The sequence below is a fragment of the Myroides sp. 1354 genome (assembly GCF_030324495.1).
Classification (GTDB): domain Bacteria; phylum Bacteroidota; class Bacteroidia; order Flavobacteriales; family Flavobacteriaceae; genus Flavobacterium.
The window spans coordinates 51845-70531 of record NZ_JACAGN010000012.1; the positions used below are offsets into that span (position 1 = coordinate 51845).

The 18687-nt window shown below is 35.1% G+C and carries 15 protein-coding genes; 7 read left to right on the top strand and 8 right to left on the bottom strand.

From position 1 onward, the window contains the following. Window positions 1–393: 393 nt before the first annotated feature. The 5 genes from HX004_RS12520 (at window position 394) to HX004_RS12540 (ending at window position 7785) form a co-directional block, all read left to right on the top strand. Complete coding sequence (locus HX004_RS12520) at window positions 394–3288, top strand: serine hydrolase domain-containing protein (RefSeq protein WP_286442901.1); 2895 nt, start codon at window positions 394–396, stop codon at window positions 3286–3288. 272 nt (window positions 3289–3560) lie between these two features. Then, window positions 3561–4697 carry an N-acetyl-alpha-D-glucosaminyl L-malate synthase BshA gene (gene bshA, locus HX004_RS12525; protein WP_286442902.1) on the top strand — a complete coding sequence of 379 codons (1137 nt, stop codon included), beginning with the start codon at window positions 3561–3563 and terminating at the stop codon, window positions 4695–4697. Window positions 4698–4795: 98 nt separating this feature from the next. After that, window positions 4796–5668, top strand: coding sequence for a helix-turn-helix domain-containing protein (locus tag HX004_RS12530; protein ID WP_286442903.1), 873 nt, complete (start codon window positions 4796–4798; stop codon window positions 5666–5668). Window positions 5669–5735: 67 nt separating this feature from the next. Beyond that, window positions 5736–6455, top strand: coding sequence for an ankyrin repeat domain-containing protein (locus tag HX004_RS12535; protein WP_286442905.1), 720 nt, complete (start codon window positions 5736–5738; stop codon window positions 6453–6455). Further along, window positions 6448–7785, top strand: a complete 1338-nt coding sequence (locus tag HX004_RS12540) for an amidohydrolase (RefSeq protein ID WP_286442906.1) — start codon at window positions 6448–6450, stop codon at window positions 7783–7785. The genes HX004_RS12535 and HX004_RS12540 overlap by 8 nt, the downstream gene beginning before the upstream one ends. Before the next feature lie 85 nt (window positions 7786–7870). On the opposite strand, the gene HX004_RS12545 is transcribed toward HX004_RS12540, so the two are convergent. The 3 genes from HX004_RS12545 to HX004_RS12555 form a co-directional block, all read right to left on the bottom strand. Then, window positions 7871–8215, bottom strand: coding sequence for a DUF2853 family protein (locus HX004_RS12545; RefSeq protein WP_158960878.1), 345 nt, complete (start codon window positions 8213–8215; stop codon window positions 7871–7873). A 61-nt stretch (window positions 8216–8276) separates the two neighbouring features. Next, window positions 8277–9929, bottom strand: a complete 1653-nt coding sequence (menD, locus tag HX004_RS12550; RefSeq protein ID WP_286442907.1) for a 2-succinyl-5-enolpyruvyl-6-hydroxy-3-cyclohexene-1-carboxylic-acid synthase — start codon at window positions 9927–9929, stop codon at window positions 8277–8279. A gap of 57 nt (window positions 9930–9986) precedes the next feature. Beyond that, window positions 9987–10577, bottom strand: a complete 591-nt coding sequence (locus HX004_RS12555) for a glutathione peroxidase (protein ID WP_286442908.1) — start codon at window positions 10575–10577, stop codon at window positions 9987–9989. A gap of 404 nt (window positions 10578–10981) precedes the next feature. On the opposite strand from HX004_RS12555, the gene HX004_RS12560 reads away from it, so the two are divergent. Further along, window positions 10982–12901 (top strand): OmpA family protein, encoded by a 1920-nt coding sequence (locus HX004_RS12560; RefSeq protein ID WP_286442909.1) that lies wholly within the window; start codon window positions 10982–10984, stop codon window positions 12899–12901. A 30-nt stretch (window positions 12902–12931) separates the two neighbouring features. Here the strand turns inward: HX004_RS12560 and HX004_RS12565 are convergent, their stop codons facing one another. From HX004_RS12565 to HX004_RS12575, 3 genes are all read right to left on the bottom strand, one after another. Next, window positions 12932–14269 carry a serine hydrolase domain-containing protein gene (locus HX004_RS12565; protein WP_286442910.1) on the bottom strand — a complete coding sequence of 446 codons (1338 nt, stop codon included), beginning with the start codon at window positions 14267–14269 and terminating at the stop codon, window positions 12932–12934. Window positions 14270–14401: 132 nt separating this feature from the next. Next, window positions 14402–15010 carry an outer membrane beta-barrel protein gene (locus HX004_RS12570; protein WP_286442911.1) on the bottom strand — a complete coding sequence of 203 codons (609 nt, stop codon included), beginning with the start codon at window positions 15008–15010 and terminating at the stop codon, window positions 14402–14404. Between the two features lie 22 nt (window positions 15011–15032). Continuing rightward, window positions 15033–15680 (bottom strand): hypothetical protein, encoded by a 648-nt coding sequence (locus HX004_RS12575; protein WP_286442914.1) that lies wholly within the window; start codon window positions 15678–15680, stop codon window positions 15033–15035. A 303-nt stretch (window positions 15681–15983) separates the two neighbouring features. Between HX004_RS12575 and HX004_RS12580 the strand changes: the two genes are divergently transcribed. Continuing rightward, complete coding sequence (locus HX004_RS12580) at window positions 15984–16856, top strand: hypothetical protein (protein WP_286442915.1); 873 nt, start codon at window positions 15984–15986, stop codon at window positions 16854–16856. A gap of 311 nt (window positions 16857–17167) precedes the next feature. Here the strand turns inward: HX004_RS12580 and HX004_RS12585 are convergent, their stop codons facing one another. Together HX004_RS12585 and HX004_RS12590 are read right to left on the bottom strand one after the other, a co-directional pair. Next, window positions 17168–17755, bottom strand: a complete 588-nt coding sequence (locus HX004_RS12585; protein WP_286442916.1) for a hypothetical protein — start codon at window positions 17753–17755, stop codon at window positions 17168–17170. 2 nt (window positions 17756–17757) lie between these two features. Next, window positions 17758–18360: a hypothetical protein gene (locus HX004_RS12590; RefSeq protein ID WP_286442917.1), complete on the bottom strand. Its 603-nt coding sequence runs from the start codon at window positions 18358–18360 to the stop codon at window positions 17758–17760. Between the last annotated feature and the right edge of the window lie 327 nt (window positions 18361–18687).

The window sequence follows — 18687 nt, forward strand, 5'->3', positions numbered from 1 at the left end:
ATTAAGGAGGGTATTTTTTTCCTTGTTTAGTATGTATAGTAATAGAGGACCAAACTATTTGTAGGTGATAAAAGAAAAGAACTAGATAATAGTAAAATTCACGGTAGAAATGCAGGAATAAGCTTTGAATATAAAGAGATCAGAGCAATCGAAAAGGCTAAATTTATTTGATTTTTTTAAATAATGAGAACATTTGATAATTTTGTTTGTTGAATTCATTTTTCAGGATGTTTAATTGAATAATTTTTATAAAATTGATAAAATTGCAAGGGTATCTCAAAATAAAGTTCCTGTCAGTTCTTTTTTAAATAAAGTAGATTTGTTAAGTTTGCATCCATAGAGGTATTGGTGTAACGCTTATTGATCTCTATTTTAAAAAAGCTAAGAAAATATATGAAAAAAGTATTGTTAACACTGTTGTTACTGCCCTTTTTGTCTTATGGGCAACTTAAAACTTATTCGCCAACTACTGAAATTCAACAACGCCAATGGGTAGATAGTGTTTACAATTCCATGTCGTTAGAACAACGCATAGGCCAATTGTTTATGGTGGCTGCTTATTCTAACAAAAATGAGAAACATGTGCAGGAACTAGAAGCGCTTGTTAATACAAATTATGTAGGCGGATTGATCTTCTTTCAAGGAGGGCCTCAACGACAAGCAGCAATTGCTAATCGTCTACAAAAGCAAAGTAAATTGCCCATGTTGGTGGGAATTGATGGCGAATGGGGATTGCGTATGCGTTTAGATTCTACGTACCGATTTCCATATAATATGACGTTGGGAGCTGTTCAAAACCTAGATTTGATTGAAGAAGTTGGAAAGGCAATGGCCCAGCAATCTAAGCGAATTGGATTACATTTTAATTTTGGACCTGTTGTGGATGTGAATATCAATCCACTGAATCCGATTATTGGAGTGAGAGCCTATGGAGAAACAAGAGAAATTGTTACTGATCGAGCAGTTGCCTTTATGCGTGGTTATCAAAACGAAGGTCTTTTCGCTACAGCCAAACACTTTCCAGGACACGGAGATACTTCTACCGATTCTCACCATAAACTACCTCTGATCGATCTAGATAAAGATCGCTTACATCGCGTGGAATTATATCCCTATAAAAAATTGATTAAAAACGATTTGTCTAGTGTGATGGTAGCTCACTTGAATTTGCCAGCATATGAACCAAATGAGGCAATCCCAAGTTCACTTTCCTATAATGTAGTTACGCGTTTATTACGCGAAGAATTGGGCTTTGAAGGACTTATTTTTACCGATGCACTTAATATGAAGGGGGTATCATCGTATTTATCTCCAGGTGAAGTTGATTTAGCTGCTTTTATGGCTGGAAATGATTTGTTGTTGTTCTCCGAAGATGTTGCCAAAGCAGCAGTAAAATTAAAGGAGGCTTATAATCTTGGAACTATTACGGAAAGTCGCTTGGCTTATTCAGTAAAAAAAGTATTGGAGTATAAATATCGCGTTGGATTAAATAAACCTTTAGTTATTAATACAAAGAATTTAGTCGAAGATTTAAACGCAACAACCTACGATGATTTAAATACCAAATTATACCAAGAAGCGATTACCGTGGTAAAAAACCACAATAAGGCGATTCCAATTCGAAAATTAGAAGAAGAGAAAATTGCCTATGTTCGATTGGGCGATGATGATGCTACACCTTTCTTGGATATGATGCGCAATTTTGCTGCTGTAGATGTAGTAGAGAGCTCAGATTTAAGTAGTCTAGGTGGATATTCACTTGTCGTGGTAGGATACCACAAAGTTGATAATCCTTGGAGAAACCACAGTTTTTCGGATGAAGAAAAAGCAATTGTCAGTACTATAGCAAAAAGCAAGCGCACCATTTTAGTCTCCTTTGCAAAACCATATGCCTTATCTAAATTAGAGGATGAAATTAAAGATTTAGAGGCTCTTGTGGTGGGCTATCAAAATAATAGTTTTGCAGAGGAAGCAGCAGCTCAAGTTCTTTTTGGGGCTATAGGCTCAAAGGGAGAATTACCTGTGACAATTACAGATAAATATGACGTAGGGACGGGAATTAAAACTAAACCTATCCATCGCTTAGGATTTTCTACACCAAGAAATGAAGGTTTAGATCCTAAAGTTCTGACTAAAATTGATAGTATTGCCCATCACGCTATTGCCAATCAATGGATGCCAGGGGCACAAATTTTAGTAGCTCGTCATGGTAAAGTAGTGTACAATAAGTCCTTTGGTTATCATACCTATAAAACCGATTTTCCAGTGAAGAATACGGATTTATACGATTTAGCTTCTTTAACTAAAATCTTGTCGACCTTGCCTATGGTGGTAAAATTATACAATGATCAAAAAATTACAATGCAATCAAAATTGGGCGATTTGATTCCTGTGTTTAAAAAAACGGATAAAAAGGATATTACAATCAAGGATTTATTAACCCACCAATCGGGTTTACCTGCTTGGTTGCCCTTTTATAAAAGCACCTTAGACAGTACCAAACACCCAGATAAAAAGTTGTACAGTTTACAATATTCTCCCGAATTCCCGACGCAGGTCAGTGAGAATTTGTTCTTAAAAAAGGGATATACCCAAGTAATGTTAGAAGAAATTGCTCAAACAAAATTGGCGAAGAAGGTAGAGTATAAGTACAGTGATTTGGGATTTATCTCATTAAAAGAGTATATTGAATCAACCTATCATCAATCTTTAGATCAATTGGTACAAGACAAATTTTATGCGCGTATAGGAGCGAATCGCTTAACTTATTTGCCGTTGAGAAAATTTGACATCACGGAAATTCCACCAACAGAAGAGGATAATTATTACCGTTATACAACAGTACAAGGATATGTGCACGATATGGGGGCCGCAATGCAAGGAGGAGTAGCGGGACATGCCGGACTTTTTGGTACGGCTTTGGATGTAGCAAAAATGATGCAATTGTACTTGAATGAAGGAGAATACGGTGAAGAGCGCTTCTTTTCGAAAGCAACTTTTGAAGCTTTTAATGCTTGTGTTTACTGTTCAAAAGGCAATAGAAGAGGAATAGGATTTGATAAACCCCAACAACAAGGAAAACCTGGCCCTACTTGTGGTTGTGCATCCCTAACGAGCTTTGGTCATACTGGATTTACAGGTACAATGACGTGGGCAGATCCTGAAAATGACTTGATTTACGTTTTTCTTTCTAATCGAACGTATCCAGATTCTAATGTCAATCGCCTGTCCAAAGAGAATGTACGCGAAAATATACAACAGGTTATTTATGAGTCAATTATACATTAATTCAATACGAAGTTTATGTTAAATTAGTTGAGTTGCTTAAATCTGGTGGTAAAGTTTATATTGAACTCATCTTGACTTTTTTGATTGAAGTGAAAATTAGCTATTTTGAGTCTGATTAAAGACATTTTTGAGTTGCATAGCAGGGCTACGGAATGAAAAAATGACAAAAGGCAGGCTCAAAATAGCATTTTTTTAACCAATTAGAGAAAGTAAAGATAAGTTCATTGAGTATAAATAATTCGAAGTATCTTTAAGCACCAAATAATTCATATATGAAAATCGCAATCGTATGCTACCCAACTTTCGGTGGAAGTGGGGTTGTAGCTACAGAGCTAGGTTTGGAACTAGCAAAAAGAGATCACGAAGTACATTTTATTACCTATAGTCAACCTGTTCGTTTAGCTTTATTAAATCCAAAGATTTATTATCATGAGGTAAACGTACCAGAATATCCTTTATTTCACTATCAACCTTATGAATTGGCCTTGTCAAGTAAATTAGTGGATATCGTAAAACTATTCAATATTGATGTTTTACACGTGCATTATGCTATCCCACATGCCTATGCAGGTTATATGGCGAAGCAAATGCTAAAAGAAGAGGGAATTGACTTACCCATGATTACAACACTACACGGAACAGATATTACACTGGTTGGAAATCATCCAAATTACAAAAGTGCTGTTACCTTCAGTATCAATAAATCAGATTTTGTAACTTCTGTATCCGAATCACTGAAACAATCAACGTATGAATTGTTTCAAAGTAAAAAAGAGATCTGTGTTATTCCTAACTTTATTGAAGTTAAAGAGGTAGACTGCTCAGAAACACCTTGCAAACGAAGTGCAATGGCTGAAAAGGGAGAGTTTATTATTACGCATATCAGCAATTTTAGAAAAGTAAAACGCATTGGAGATGTTGTGAAGATCTTTTATGGTATTCAACAAGTAGTTCCAGCTAAATTGATGTTGGTAGGTGATGGACCTGAAAAGGAAAAAGCAGAACGCTTAGCAATGGAATTGGGGATCTACGACAAGATTATCTTTTTTGGAAATAGCAATGAAGTCAATCAAATCTTAGGGTATTCTGATTTGTTTTTATTGCCATCAGAAACAGAGAGTTTTGGGTTAGCAGCTTTGGAAGCCATGGCGGTAGGAGTTCCTGTAATTTCTAGTAATACTGGAGGTTTACCAGAAGTAAATGAGCATGGAGTGTCAGGGTATTTGAGTAATGTAAAAGATGTCGATGATATGGTGAAAAATGCTTTAGCGATATTAAAAGACGAAGATACCTTATGCCGATTTAAAGAAGGAGCTCGTCAAACAGCTAAGCGCTTTCAAATCAGTGAGATTCTTCCGATGTATGAAAAATTGTACGATGAAGCAGTAGCACTAAAAGACAAAAAATAATTCAATCTATTTGGATAAAACTCGTTTCTTTAAGAAGCGAGTTTTTTTTTGCTTATCTTGTTCCTACTAAAGAAAAAGGAGAACAAATACATTGTCTTATGAAAAAAACAAAGACCATTGAAACCTGGAGTCGATCTAAAATCATAGGGGAAGATACTTGGGATATTACTTTGTTTGAACATACAGAAAAAGGACGCAATGATTTAATCTTACCGCATAAACACGATTTTTACCTTATTTTTTTTGTTGAACAAGGAGCGGGAATTCACGAAATTGACTTTACTCGTTTGGAGGTGCAGCCTTTTCAAATTCACTTTCTTCGTCCACAACAAGTGCATTATTGGAAATTATCTGAAGATACAGTTGGACATCAATTGATGTTTTCAACGAATACGATTCACCTGATGAATCGCCTCAGTGCGTTGCCTTTTTTTCAGATGGATGTTCCTCCTGTCTTGACGTTGAGCCCTCAACACTATGCTTCCGTTCTACTAGAATTGAAAAAATTACAGCAGTTATTGACAGAAGAAGATGCTATTGGACAAGAAATTAGCGTATTGCAATTCTTTTTGCTGTTAAAGACCATACAGCGTTGCTATCTGCAGACGTATACGAAGTTAGAGTCACAAGTGAAAGACAGCAAAGTACAAGAATTTAAAGCCTTACTAGAACTTCATTTTAAGACGCATAATCAGGTTGCCTTTTACGCGGAAAAATTGCATATCACGCCTAATTATCTCAATATACGAGTAAAGAAAGTATTAGGAGTATCTGCTAGTCACAGCATTCAACAACGGGTGATTTTAGAAGCAGAACGCTTGTTAATTACAACAGATTTATCCATTAAAGAAATTGCTTTTGAATTGGGGTTTCACGATACGGGTTATTTCAACCATTACTTCAAAAAATGGAGAAATAAGACACCAGGTCAATTTCGGGAGAGTTATAATATTTACAATAAAGCATTGTAAATATACAGCAACTGTTTTATAGGGGTATTTTATCTTTGTATGAAAATAAATTAATCCTATGTTGCTTATGGCCAATCAGATAATGCGTTGTTTAGTGTTTGTTTGTGCGATGGGAATATCGACAAACTTGTTGGCTGGTTGTTCAAATACAACTGCTAAAGAAATAGAAAACACAATGTATACTCCAATAGAAAAAGAATTGTTTCAGGCGGTTACTGCTAATGATTTAAAAGCGGTACAATCAATTTTATCAGCGAATACAGTAAATCTAGAAGTGAAAAATGATAAAGGTGAAACACCTTTGATGGTGGCAACCTATAAAATGTACAATGAGATTGCCTTGTATTTAATTGACCATGGAGCGAATGTAAATACACAAGATCACAATTTAAATAGTCCTTTTTTATATGCAGGAGCAGAGGGAAATTTGGAACTCGTTCAAAAATCCTTGGCTCATGGTGCAGATTTTACGGTGTTTAATCGCTACAATGGAACGGCCTTAATTCCTGCTGCAGAGAAAGGACATTTAGAGATAGTAAAGGTATTAGTGAACACTCCTAATTTTCCCATAGATCACGTAAATCGCTTGGGCTGGACGGCTCTAATGGAAGCTATTGTATTGAGTAATGGAGGACCAATACATGTGGATATTGTAAAAGCGTTGATTGAAGGAGGAGTAGATGTCAATATTCCGGATCATGATGGAAAAACGCCACTGTATCATGCGAAAGCAAGAAAATTTAAAAGTATTGTTACATTATTAGAAGCAGTAGGAGCACATGAATAGAAAAGAATTTCTTCACTTAACAACTGCTGGAGCTGGTGGTTTATTTTTAACTGGAACCGCTTGGGCTGAAGAAAAGCAGAATGAGATACACCCCCTGACCACAGAAACGCAAGAATTTGTAGTGATTAATGCGCGCTTAGAGGAACGTTTTCTCTACAATGATTTGGGACAAGTAAAAGCCACACAAACGGGTTTATATGACATTCATATTCAAGCAGGAAAAATAATCGCTATTCATGCAGCTCAAGGAAAGACTTATGCGATTGCTGTTTTTGATGCAGGAGGAAAGTTGGTCTTGCCTGGTTTGAGAGATATGCATATTCACATTGATAAAACTTTTTATGGTGAATCCTGGCAGGCGGAACCGCTTCGTGGGAAAACAGTGAAAGACATGATTGATTTGGAACGCCGTATTTTACCTGAGTTATTAGTTCATTCAACGGAAAAAGCAGAACAAGCTATCGATTTAATGAATAGCAAAGGAACGTATTTTGCACGTTGTCAGACGAATATTGAACCGACCAGTGGCTTAAAGAGTTTAGAACATTTACAAAAAGCTTTGGCGAATAAAAAGGATTCCATTCAATCGGAAATCGTTGCTTTTCCACAGCACGGTATTTTGTATTCGGATTCAGTAGGTTTACTGAGAGAGGCAGCACAAATGGGGGTAGATTATATAGGAGGTTTGGATCCAACCACGGTAGATGGCGATATGAAAAAGTCATTGGATGTGATGTTTCAAATCGCCTCAGATTACAATAAAGGAGTCGATATCCATTTACACGAAGGACGAGCGACCGGATTACCAGCGATTGAATACATGATCGAAAAGGTGAAAGAAAACAAAACCCTTCAGGGAAAAACGTTTATTAGCCATGGATTTGCTTTAGGGCAGTTAGAATCGAAAGAAACAGAAGCTATTTGTGCACAATTAGCAGAAGTGGGAATTGGTGTTATTTCAACAGTACCAATTGGCAAACTGAATATGCCGATTCCAACGTTTTACAAACAAAAGGTCAAACTAATGACGGGGACCGATAGTATTATCGATCATTGGTCGCCTTTTGGCTCTTGTGATATGTTGGAAAAGGCTAAACTAACAGCGGAGTTATATGGTTGGAGAGATGAATTTACGCTATCAAGAGCTTTGCGTATAGCAACCAAAGACCAATGCTTACCGTTGGATGAAGAGGGAAAACAAGTGTGGCCCTTAGTAGGAGATGAAGCAAGCTTTGTATTAGTAGAAGCGTCTTGTTCGGCTGAAGTAGTGGCACGTACTCCTCAAAGAAAAGCCCTTTTTAACCGTGGAAAATTAATATACAGCGTCTAAAACAAACATTTATTTTTTATAGGAACAACAAACAACAAAAAAGAGCCACAGATTTCTGTCGCTCTTTTTCTATTTTTAGATTTTATTATTTTAAATAAACGGATTCTTTTTTAAAGTGAACTGTTAATAAATAATACAATACTGCTCTGTATTTGTGTTTGTTCGATGCACCATATTGGTCTACTACTTTTTTCAATCCTTCATCTAATTTTGCATCGTCTTTTAATCCTAATTTTTTAATTAAGAAATTATTGCGAACTGTTGCCATTTCAGATTCTGAAGAACTCGCAACCGTAGAGGAATCTTGATTGTAAATTGAAGGTCCACATCCAATAGTTACCTTTTCTAATAATTCCATGTTAGGTTTTACACCGCATTTGTCTTTTAAATCTGCAGCGTATTTCTCAATTAGTTCTGCTCTTTTACTCATAATTTTAATTTTTTTTGTTTCCTACAAGTTACTAAAAATAAAAGAGATAGTGTGAAAAAAATTACAAATTGCGATAATATTTTTTAAATACTTCATCATTCAAGTAGGTAGGGGTGTTTACCTCGAGAATGGCAGGTTTCTGTGATTGATTAAAAAAGTCTTGCGCTTGTGTAGAAAGAGCTTCTGCTGTATCTGCTTGAAAATACGCCCAATCGTACATAGCCGCTAGATGTTGAGCAGTATGTTGATGTGTCGTTTCAAAATACGTATTAAAAACTTCGTTTTCTTGATGACCAGGTAAAGTTCTAAAAATACCACCTCCTCCGTTGTTGATTAAGATGATTTTAAAATCATGTGGAACATAAGCATTCCACAAGGCATTACTGTCATAAAAAAAGCTAATATCCCCCGTTAGAAGTACAGTTGGTTTACCCGAACCAATAGAAGCTCCTAGTGCTGTAGAGGTACAACCATCAATACCACTTGTTCCTCTATTGCAGAATACATCAATGCTCGGATCTACGTCTAACAATTGCACATAGCGAATTACTGCGCTATTACTCACTTGCAGTTGACTGTTTTTAGGTAGTTGTGTAATCAAATAATTTAGAACAGTAAAATCAGAGAAAATAGCGTCTTTTAATAGTTGGCTGTGTTTTACATTGCGTGAATGCATGATAGCATTGGCCCAAGTATTATAGTCAGATTCAACCGATACTGTATTAGCAGTTAACTGAGTCAAAAAAGAAAGAGCATCAGTATAGATGCGGTCCGTTAGACAATCATAGGTATCATAATGGCGTAGCCTATCTACATGCCAATGCTGTTTCGGACTATATTGACGCAGAATTTGCTTGATTTTTTTGCTCACTACCATACCTCCAAAAGTCAATAAGATATCCGGTTGAAAGTACTGTAAGTCTTCCTCGCTCATTGGAATAACTAAACGATCAATCGCATTGATTACGCCAGGGCCTTGTATGTTGCTAATGGTTTCGGCTAAAAATAAGGTAGAACCATCAGCCGTTAAGGTTTGAATAACTTCTTCTGTCAAAGTATGAGGAGGTAGACTACCAACTACTATCAATTTCTTCGTTGCTGTGTTCCATTGTTGACTGTAATAATTATAATCAACTATAGGAAATTGCGGAAGAACGAATTCTTCAATAATTGGATTTACGCTTAATTTTTCTGTCGTTTGATAGAGTGGTTCTTCAAAAGGGGCATTGATATGCACGGGACCTTGTTGAGTGATAGCGGTATGAATCGCTTCGTTAATCAGGTGATCGTTGGTTGAACTCGCTTCTTCTGTTAAGTTGGCACTATATAGAATATGGTTTTGATACACATTTTGTTGGCGTATCGTCTGCCCATCTCCAATATCAATTTTGTTTAACGGTCTATCTGCAGATAAAACAATTAAGGGAATTTGACTGTAAAAAGCTTCTGCAACTGCAGGATAATAGTTCAATAAAGCAGAACCTGAAGTACAGACAAGTAGGGTAGGAATATTCGTTTGTTGTGCAAGTCCCATTCCAAAAAAGGCAGCACAGCGTTCATCTGCAATACTATAACAAGTAAAAAAAGGATCATTAGTAAAGCCAATTGTCAAAGGGGCATTACGCGATCCAGGTGATATAACAACGTTTGTTAGATTTTTTGCTTTACAAAGTTCAATAATGCTTTGTGCAAGCGGTATAGTAGGGTAAACCATAGTAATTTCAAAAAGATAAAATTACGAATAAAATTACTATGGCTTCCTTATTCTAGCTTATTTCTTTTTAATCCATTCCTTGATTTCAGGATCATTGGGCAGTATTCTCGGATTGATTACTTGTACGACATGACCTTTTTCATCAATCAAGTACTTTTGAAAATTCCACTCTACAGTACTATCTGCAAATCCATTTTTCTTTTTCTCGGTTAAGAATTGATAGATGGGAGCTATATCATCTCCTTTTACTGAGATTTTTTCCATCATAGGAAAGGTTACACCAAAATTTGCTTGACAAAAAGTCGCAATTTCTGCATTTGTTCCTGGTTCTTGATTGCCGAAATTATTTGCAGGAAATCCAACAATGACAAAATTATCCCCGCCAAATTCTTCGTATAAACTTTGTAACTGCTCATATTGAGGGGTTAAACCACATTCTGAAGCGGTGTTGACAAGCATTATTTTTTTTCCTTTTAAAGTGGCAAAGTCAAAATCATTTCCATACAAATCTTTTACCTTGAATTGGTAAATCGTTTGTTGGTTTTTTGGAGTTTCTTTCATGGTTGAGGTTTGTTTTAGATATTCGTTAGCTTTAACAATTGATGGGCTAATTGCAAGTAATGCAAAAGCCAAAACATATTTTTTCATTCTACTAGTTGCTGAGAGACTTACTTGAAGGTAAGTCTGATTTACGATGTATTAAAATTACAAATAGATTTCGTAAATACTAGGTTTTTAACGTTTTAAAATCAGTGAAGCTTGAATCCTTTCGTTTGTGTTTCTTAATTTATTGGATGAGCGTATAAATCTTTGATTATTAGAATCAAACTGATTTTTTCTTTGCAGATACAAAAAAAGTTAGAAAAAGAGAAAGACTATTGAAATATATGAATGCAAAAAATTAAAGAAATTCTAAGAAAAAGAGGCAATGGTTGCTTTATTCAAAATGATGATAAAATCTCGTGTTAATTCCCTATTAAACTAAGGAAATCTAGCAATCTCCAAGAAGCTATTGCGTTAGTAGTGGTGAATTAAGGAGAAAGAATTTTAAAATGAGAAAAGCAATTGTGTTTTTGTTTCTTGTATTGGCCTTAACGGCGGAAGGAAAGCGAAAACCTAGTGTAAAAAAGGCGGATAAATACTTTGCTCAGACTACTTATGTTAAAGCGAAAGACGAATATACGCGATTGTTGAGAGGCAGACATACTCCCAACTATATTTATCAACAATTAGCGCTTTGTTATGACAAACTTGGGCTTTCTATTCAGGCTGCACAGTACTATGCTAAAGCATTAGAGCAAGACCCCGCATTAGATGTGGAGTTTTATTACCGTCTAGCATATAACTTAACGCAAAATGGACGTTATGAAGCAGCAGAAGCTGCTATGAGGAAATTTGCCAAAGGGGCAACAGAGGATGCACGCGCGCATTATTTTTTACAACATGCAACGGACTATCCTTCTTCTGGGGTTAATCCTTCTATTTATTTTGTAGAAGAATCGGGAATTAACGATGCTGTATATGCCAATCACAGTGTTTCTTGGTCTACGTCTGATACGCTTTTATTTGTCTCAAATAGAACTAAATATCAACAAAAATGGATGCGTCGACTATTTGAGGTTAAAGAGAAAGGGAGCACTTTTCCTAATACGGGGATTTATCAAACGACAGTCAAGTCAAAAGATACACCCTTATATGAACACAGTTTGCTCAATGGGCGAATCAATCGTCGATTTATGGAGGGACAAGCGGTAATGCATCCGTCGAATAAACTCATTTACTTTAGTTCGGAAAGTTATCGTCACCGTAAATTTAGAAAGAATAAAATCGTCAAGAAAAGACAAGGAATGATGAGTTTATTTTGGGCCGAACGAAAAGGAAAGAAATGGAGGAAAATCAAAGTACTTCCTTTTGTACAAGAAGGCTATACTTATGTGAATCCCTTTGTGACTTCTAAAGGAGATTACCTTTATTTTGCTTCTGATCAACCAGGTGGATTTGGGGGATTAGACCTTTGGAGAGTACCTATTCTGGAAGAGGGTAAAGCTTTTGGAGAATCAGAAAATCTCGGAGAACACATCAATACAGGATACAACGAAGATTACCCCTATATCAGTGAGGCAGATATCCTCTATTTTACCTCCGATCGATGGGGAGGCTATGGCGGATTGGATATTTATGCACTGGATCTAAAAGACCCCCAAGCAAAACCTGAGAATTTAGGTGAGGGGATTAACACTCCTAAAGATGACTTTAATTTTGTGTACAACAGTAAACTAGATTATGGTTTTCTCTCTACCAACCGAATTGGAAGACAAGATATTTATCGCGTCAAACCGATTTGTACGACTCAAGTAAGTGGTGTGGTTCAAGATGGAGAAACCAAAGAAACTTTAGCAGGTGTTCGACTTTCCTTCGTCGATTTGTCTCGTCAGTTGCTTGCAGAAGTGCAAACAAATATCCAAGGTGAATTTGTGGTAGCCTTTCCTTGTGAGAAGGCCTATGTAATGAAAATAGAAAAAGAGGGCTATTTTTATAAAGAAGAGGAAGGGAGAAGTAAGAAAGAAGGAGGAGAGCCTCAAGTGATTCAATTGAGAAAACAAGTGCAACCAGAGATTAAAAACAACAAAATTGTATTGAATGACATTCCTTTTGGATTTGATCAAACAACGATTACAACGGTGGGGCAACGCGAATTAGACCGTTTGGTTCAACTGATGCAAGAAAATAAAACGATGAGGATTCTGATTATTTCTCATACGGATCAAGTGGGAAAAGAGAAGTATAACAAAAAACTTTCACAAGCTAGGGCTGATGCTACAGCTCAGTATTTATATGATCAAGGAATTGAATCCCAGCGTGTCGAGGCTAGAGGTGTGGGAAGCAGTGAACCTAAAGTGCTATGTACAAGGTGTACGGATGAAGAAAATCAACAAAATAGACGTTCGGAGTTTATCATACTCCAACGATAGAACAGAAAGGGAAAAGGAATAGCAAAAGCGCTATTCTTTTTCTATTTTATTCAATACAAAGTTTGCTTTTAATTGCTGTACAATCACTTGTTTATTCGCTGGATTGAAACTATAGGTAACGGTTCCTTCTGGTGATCGAAACGTATTATCTCCAATAGCATCTAATAATGCATATCGATTACATCCTGAGGGTTTTAAGAATAGTTTGTTCTTTTCAATGACAAACTCAATCGCAAGATCTAATTGGGCTTGACGATAGGTTCCCACATAGGTTTGTAGTTGTTCATGGGTAACAGCTATGGTTTCAAATTCAGGTAAGGTATATTTTTTATTATAAAGAATAGCAAGTAAGGCATCAAATAGTTGGTAATGGGAAAAAGCAGCACCGTTTATGGCATAGACAATCGTTATTTTTTCGGCTTCATTGTAGTAGAGCAATGAAAAAGAACCAAAAGTACCGCCTGTATGACCTACAAAATTCTTCTTTTTGTAGAGGTAATACATCATACCTCTTCCGTATTTTTCTTTATAGGGAACAGGTTTCATTTGAGCTAAGCTATTTTTTGATACTAGCTTATGTGCAAATAAAGCTTGATTGAATTTTGCTAAGTCTTCAACAGAAGAAATGAGGTCATTGACTCCATTGGTGTTTTCAAAACTCATCTCATCCATGACTTCCCATTGATCAAATAATTGGTAGGATTGTACGATATAAGGCACTTCATCACTAGCGGTATAGGTATGTTGAAGTTTGATTTTTTGAATGATGTATTTTTTTACGGCTTCGTCATAACTGAGGTTGCGCTTTTGTTCTACAATGCGGGCCAGCAGATAATAACCTGTATTAGAAAAGAAAAAATTCTTCTTTTTTATGCCATAATGAGGGGTACCTTGTTGTACGATATTGTCTATTATATCTTCTTGAGATTGAGGAGTTCTCAACCAATAGAAATCGTCATCCTTACAAGTATAATCATCTAAACCGCTGGTGTGACTTAGTAAGTCGCTGATTTTTAGTGTGAATAAATTGGGAATATTAAGCGTAGGGAAATAGGGAGCAACGCGGTCGTCTAATTTGAGTTTCCCTTCATCTACTAACTGATAGATTAAAACAGCGGTAAACATTTTCGTAATCGATCCAATGCGGTAGAGATGAGGTGTTTGTTCTCTTTCTCCTACTATTTCCTGCCCAAAATCTCGTGCATAAAGAACTTTGTTGTTTTTGTAAATGGCGACAGAACCTATTCCTCTTTGATGAGAAGTAATGTGCTGTATATATTCATCTGCTTTGGTAGTATTAAAATTTTGTGCCCACATCATTGGAGCTAGAAGTAGAAGAATAAGACTGAGTGACCATTTGTTTTTCATGGGACGAGCAACTTGCTGGTGAACTCAAATATATCGATTTAATATAGAATCGCCCAGTAAATAAAAGAGAATATCTTCAGAAAAAAAAAGAGTAGTCTAGAATTTCCAGACTACTCAAAAATAAAAAGTATATTATCTAAAAGTATAGGCAAGACTTAATACAAGCCAATTGGTTTTCCATTTGTCAGTAGAATCTTCCATGTCGTTAATATTGGTTAAACCAAGGTTATAGCGGAGATTGACATCTAAATTATCCGTTAGTTTGTATCCACCACCAGCAAATAAACTAAAATCGAAATGTTTAATTCCTTTAGGAAAAAGAGTCATCCCTGGTTCTTCCTCATTATACGGGTTTTTACCTACCATCGTACTACCTATGTTAGCGCCAAGGAAGGTTTTAAATTTATCCCTAAACGTATAGTGTACACTAATAGGTTCAATAATCATAGTGTGTAAAACGACACTGGTGTCATATTCTTTTATTTTTGCTCCAACATTAGCATAACCCATCCCATATCGAATACCCCAATTGTCATTGAATTCATAGGAATTGTATAAACCAATATAAAGCCCTGCTTTTTCACTGGCATCCATTCCATTGATATTAGAAACAACTCCGCCCACTTCAATACCAAAATCACAAGCATAGCACCACCAGCCATTGCCATATCCATATTGGGCTTGAGCAGAATAAAAAGAGAGAAAAAATAAAAAGAATGTAAGGTGTAATTTTAATTTCATGTTTTAGTTTAGTTGTTATAATTTAATTATTTGTTAAACAATTTTCGTAGGTTTTAATAAGCACTTCAAGGCGATTGGATTTTTTTTCATTTTTCTGGGCTTCTTCAAAAAGTTCCATGATGTTTTCACATTCAGGAAACAATAGACTTTTAGCACCACCTAGCTTAGATTCAAAAGACTCATCCAAGTAAGGATCTGTATTGACTAGGATATCTGAGTTTGCCTTACTTAAGTAAAAGCCCTGTGATATGGGATCGAAAATAATGAGGATGTACTCTTCTTTTTTCTTCTTTTTGACGTCGTACATCAGTCCGGCAGCAGAAACAATAATATTTTCGCGAACATCTGTTATCATAGACCATACATCGACATTTTGTCTTTTTCGGATTTCACCATTTTTTTTGAAATGTGAGATTTTCCCTCTTTTGAACGTTATTTTTTTCGTTCCATCGTTGATGTAAATATCCATATAAGACAATGTACTAGCATCGATGCTTTCACTTTTACCATTGATTTTTACCTTTAACTTTTTTGCATTGACCTTAAGTGGCATTTGGATTTCAAGATTAACCGCTCGATTGTCTTTTTTGTAGTAAATCGTTCCTTTGTATGATTTTGCAGAAAGAAACAACGGAATAAGTAAGAGTAAGGTGAGTAATATATTCTTCATTGTTAAAAATTTTTAGCAAACATAAACATTTTTTTAACAAATAAAAGAAGTCGTCTTGCTTGTGTTTCGTATCTCCTAATTCTTTACCCTTTTGAGTTATTTTAATTTGTGCTAAACAGACGTCTTTCATAATGATTTTTGTTTTGTTTTAAAATTGTTAAAATCATGTGTTTTTTTTTGTTTGTTTTGGTTAAATGAGTTGTTAATGATACGATATTTAGTTTTTGTTGTTGTTTTTGTGTATCTCTTACAAATGCTGCTTAACTACATTTGATGTAGTATTAATCTAATAGTGAAAAGAATATGAAAAAGTTAGTTTTATTAGGCTTTGTTCTAGCCTTGTGGTCTTGTTCTAATGATGATTCTGTGAAATGTGATCCTCCGAAAGAGCATAATCCCATCGTTTATGATACAATTATAGAGTATGAATCACCTTATTATGATGATAGTCATTTTGCTACAGGACTGAAGAAGGGGTATATTGAGTTTGATATGCAAAATCATACAGATAATTTGATATTCAAAATCATACCTTATTTTGGTCTTTGCTTTTACGATGGTGAAGAAGACTTGAAACGATGGGCTTTCCATGATTTAACCCATGAATTGTTTTATAGCCCTCATTTAATAGCAAATGGAAAGGAATATGGGAATTATATTGCTGCCAATTGGGACAATCCTATTTTGGTGTATCCGAGTCCTTATCCGCTTATTTACAGTTCAAATATAATGATTCCAATTAATTTGGAAGAGAATCAATGGGAGGGCTTTGATTTTAATATACATTCGGATGGAACTGTAATTCCCCAAACAGAGTTTTACGAATTTATTGGTGATGGAAAATTATATTATGTCGAATTTTTTATTTATGATAAAGATAGGTTAGATGCTAATAATCAACCCACAGAAATTCTGCATTCGTATGTAAAAGCAGATTTTCCATTAGTAACTAGCGCTACGGCATATAAAGAGACTTATCCATGGAAAAATCTGTATGAGGATTCTTTTTTCAAGGAGAAAATGATTTACAATGTAGAAACAAAGGAAGTTTGTATTCCAAACACAGAACTGAGTCAGTATACGAATGTACATAAATTCGATTATAAAGGGAAAAAATATCAAGTAAGTGTAAAGACTAATTTTTTCGCTACAAAAATTTACTTGGATAAAAAATAAGGGAGTAGGAAATATAAAAACGCAATTGATATACAATTGCGTTTTTAGTTTAGAAAGGAAGGGAAAAAATGAATGGATTTCCCCTTTTTATCTTCCTGATATTGAAACGTATTCCTCAAACTTCAATACCAATTTCGATTTAGTTGTTTGTTCAACAAGTTTCTTAGGTATTGATTAACACTTGAAGGTGATTGAACTTCTTTTCTGTCTTTGTGCTTCTTCAAATGACCTTTGATAAAAACTTGTTTTACGAGGATTAATAGTAGCTTTTTTCTTGATTATCGTTAGGAGTGGTTATTTTTTAATCAGATTTAGAATAGTTGTTTCCATGTTTTTTTTTGGTGAAAATCATAAAACTCTAGAATACCCCCTGGTGACGCTTTTTTGATATAGCCTATTTTGGGACTTTGATTAATGGTGTCTTTTACTAAAAAATAGACTTCTTTGAATACTAGGGAATCACGGAAGGTATAGGTGTCGTAAAATTCAGCATGAAGATAGTCTGCAGTAAACGCTAAGCTATGATTTGTATTTAAACTAAAAACATCTTTATCGGTTAATCTCATGATTAAGTTGTTGTTCGATTTGTTGTCATTAAATTCTTCATATAGATATAAATCACCTAAACGATTTGTTAAGTAATATTTTTGGTAAGGGCAGTCTCGATCTGAAGCAAAGCTTGTGTGTGAAGAAAATTCATCCCTAAAATATGAAGCAACAGTAAAATGCAAAGTGTCTATACCATCCGTATAGTTGATGGTATTGTTTAGCGTAAACGAAATATGTTTGTCGTATTCAGGTGGGAATTCTGGACATTCATATTTGCACGATAATAAAGAGATGCAAAGAATAAAACTCGCGAGTATAGGTCTCTTTTTAATACTATGAAATTCCTTCATTTTTATTGTTTTTTCTCTGGATACTGAATGAATTCAATCGACTTCACAACAACAGCTGGAGATATTTTGACATTGTTATTGCCCTTTTCAAGATAAATGTAATTTAAATTATTGACACCTAATAAATAGATCTGTTTTTCTGTTTGGTCTATTTTGAGCAAATAATCGTAGGTTATGGTTTGCTGCTCTATTTTTTCTTTTACTTTTTTCCCTGTCCCGATTCCAATGCCTAAAAAGAAAGAAAGTAATCCAAGGGTAGACAAGAGTAAAAACCGATTTCCAAAGTGAATCTGCACTTCCTCTTGGGTCATCGACATTAATTTACTATTGGATTTGAAGAATTTTTGTCCAATGGGTTTATTGTAGTTCTTCGCTAAGAATAGAAAAGTAAAATAGATGAATAGGATAAAACTTAATAGAGCAAAGAAAATTTGAGGATGAGCTGCCAAATCAGAAATGGGGCTGATTAAAATATCCATCAAACTCGAATAATCGAGAATATTAATACCAAATTGATTGTAAAACACACTCTGTTTGAGTATTCCGATTAGAACTAAAAACAAGTAACCAAAAGGCAATAGTTTTTCAATGTTTGTTATTTTCATATTCGTTTTGCTTTTTAATAAGGTGAAGATTGTGTGATAAATGTACTATTTAATCTGGAAAGAGGAAAGGGGGAATACGTAGGGGCAAATGGCAATTTGTCTGTTATCCTGAATAATAATTGGAAAGGGGAAAGGGGAATACGTAGGGGCAAATGGCAATTTTGCCCGTTATCCTGAATAATAATTGGAAAGGGGAAAGAGGAAAGCACAGCGAAAATCGAAACGTAGTAAAGATTCATCGAATACCAAAACAAAAACCTAAAGAATAAGAATGTAAATTACTCTAATAAAGGTAAGGGTTGGTATATCAGAGTATTATAAACAAAA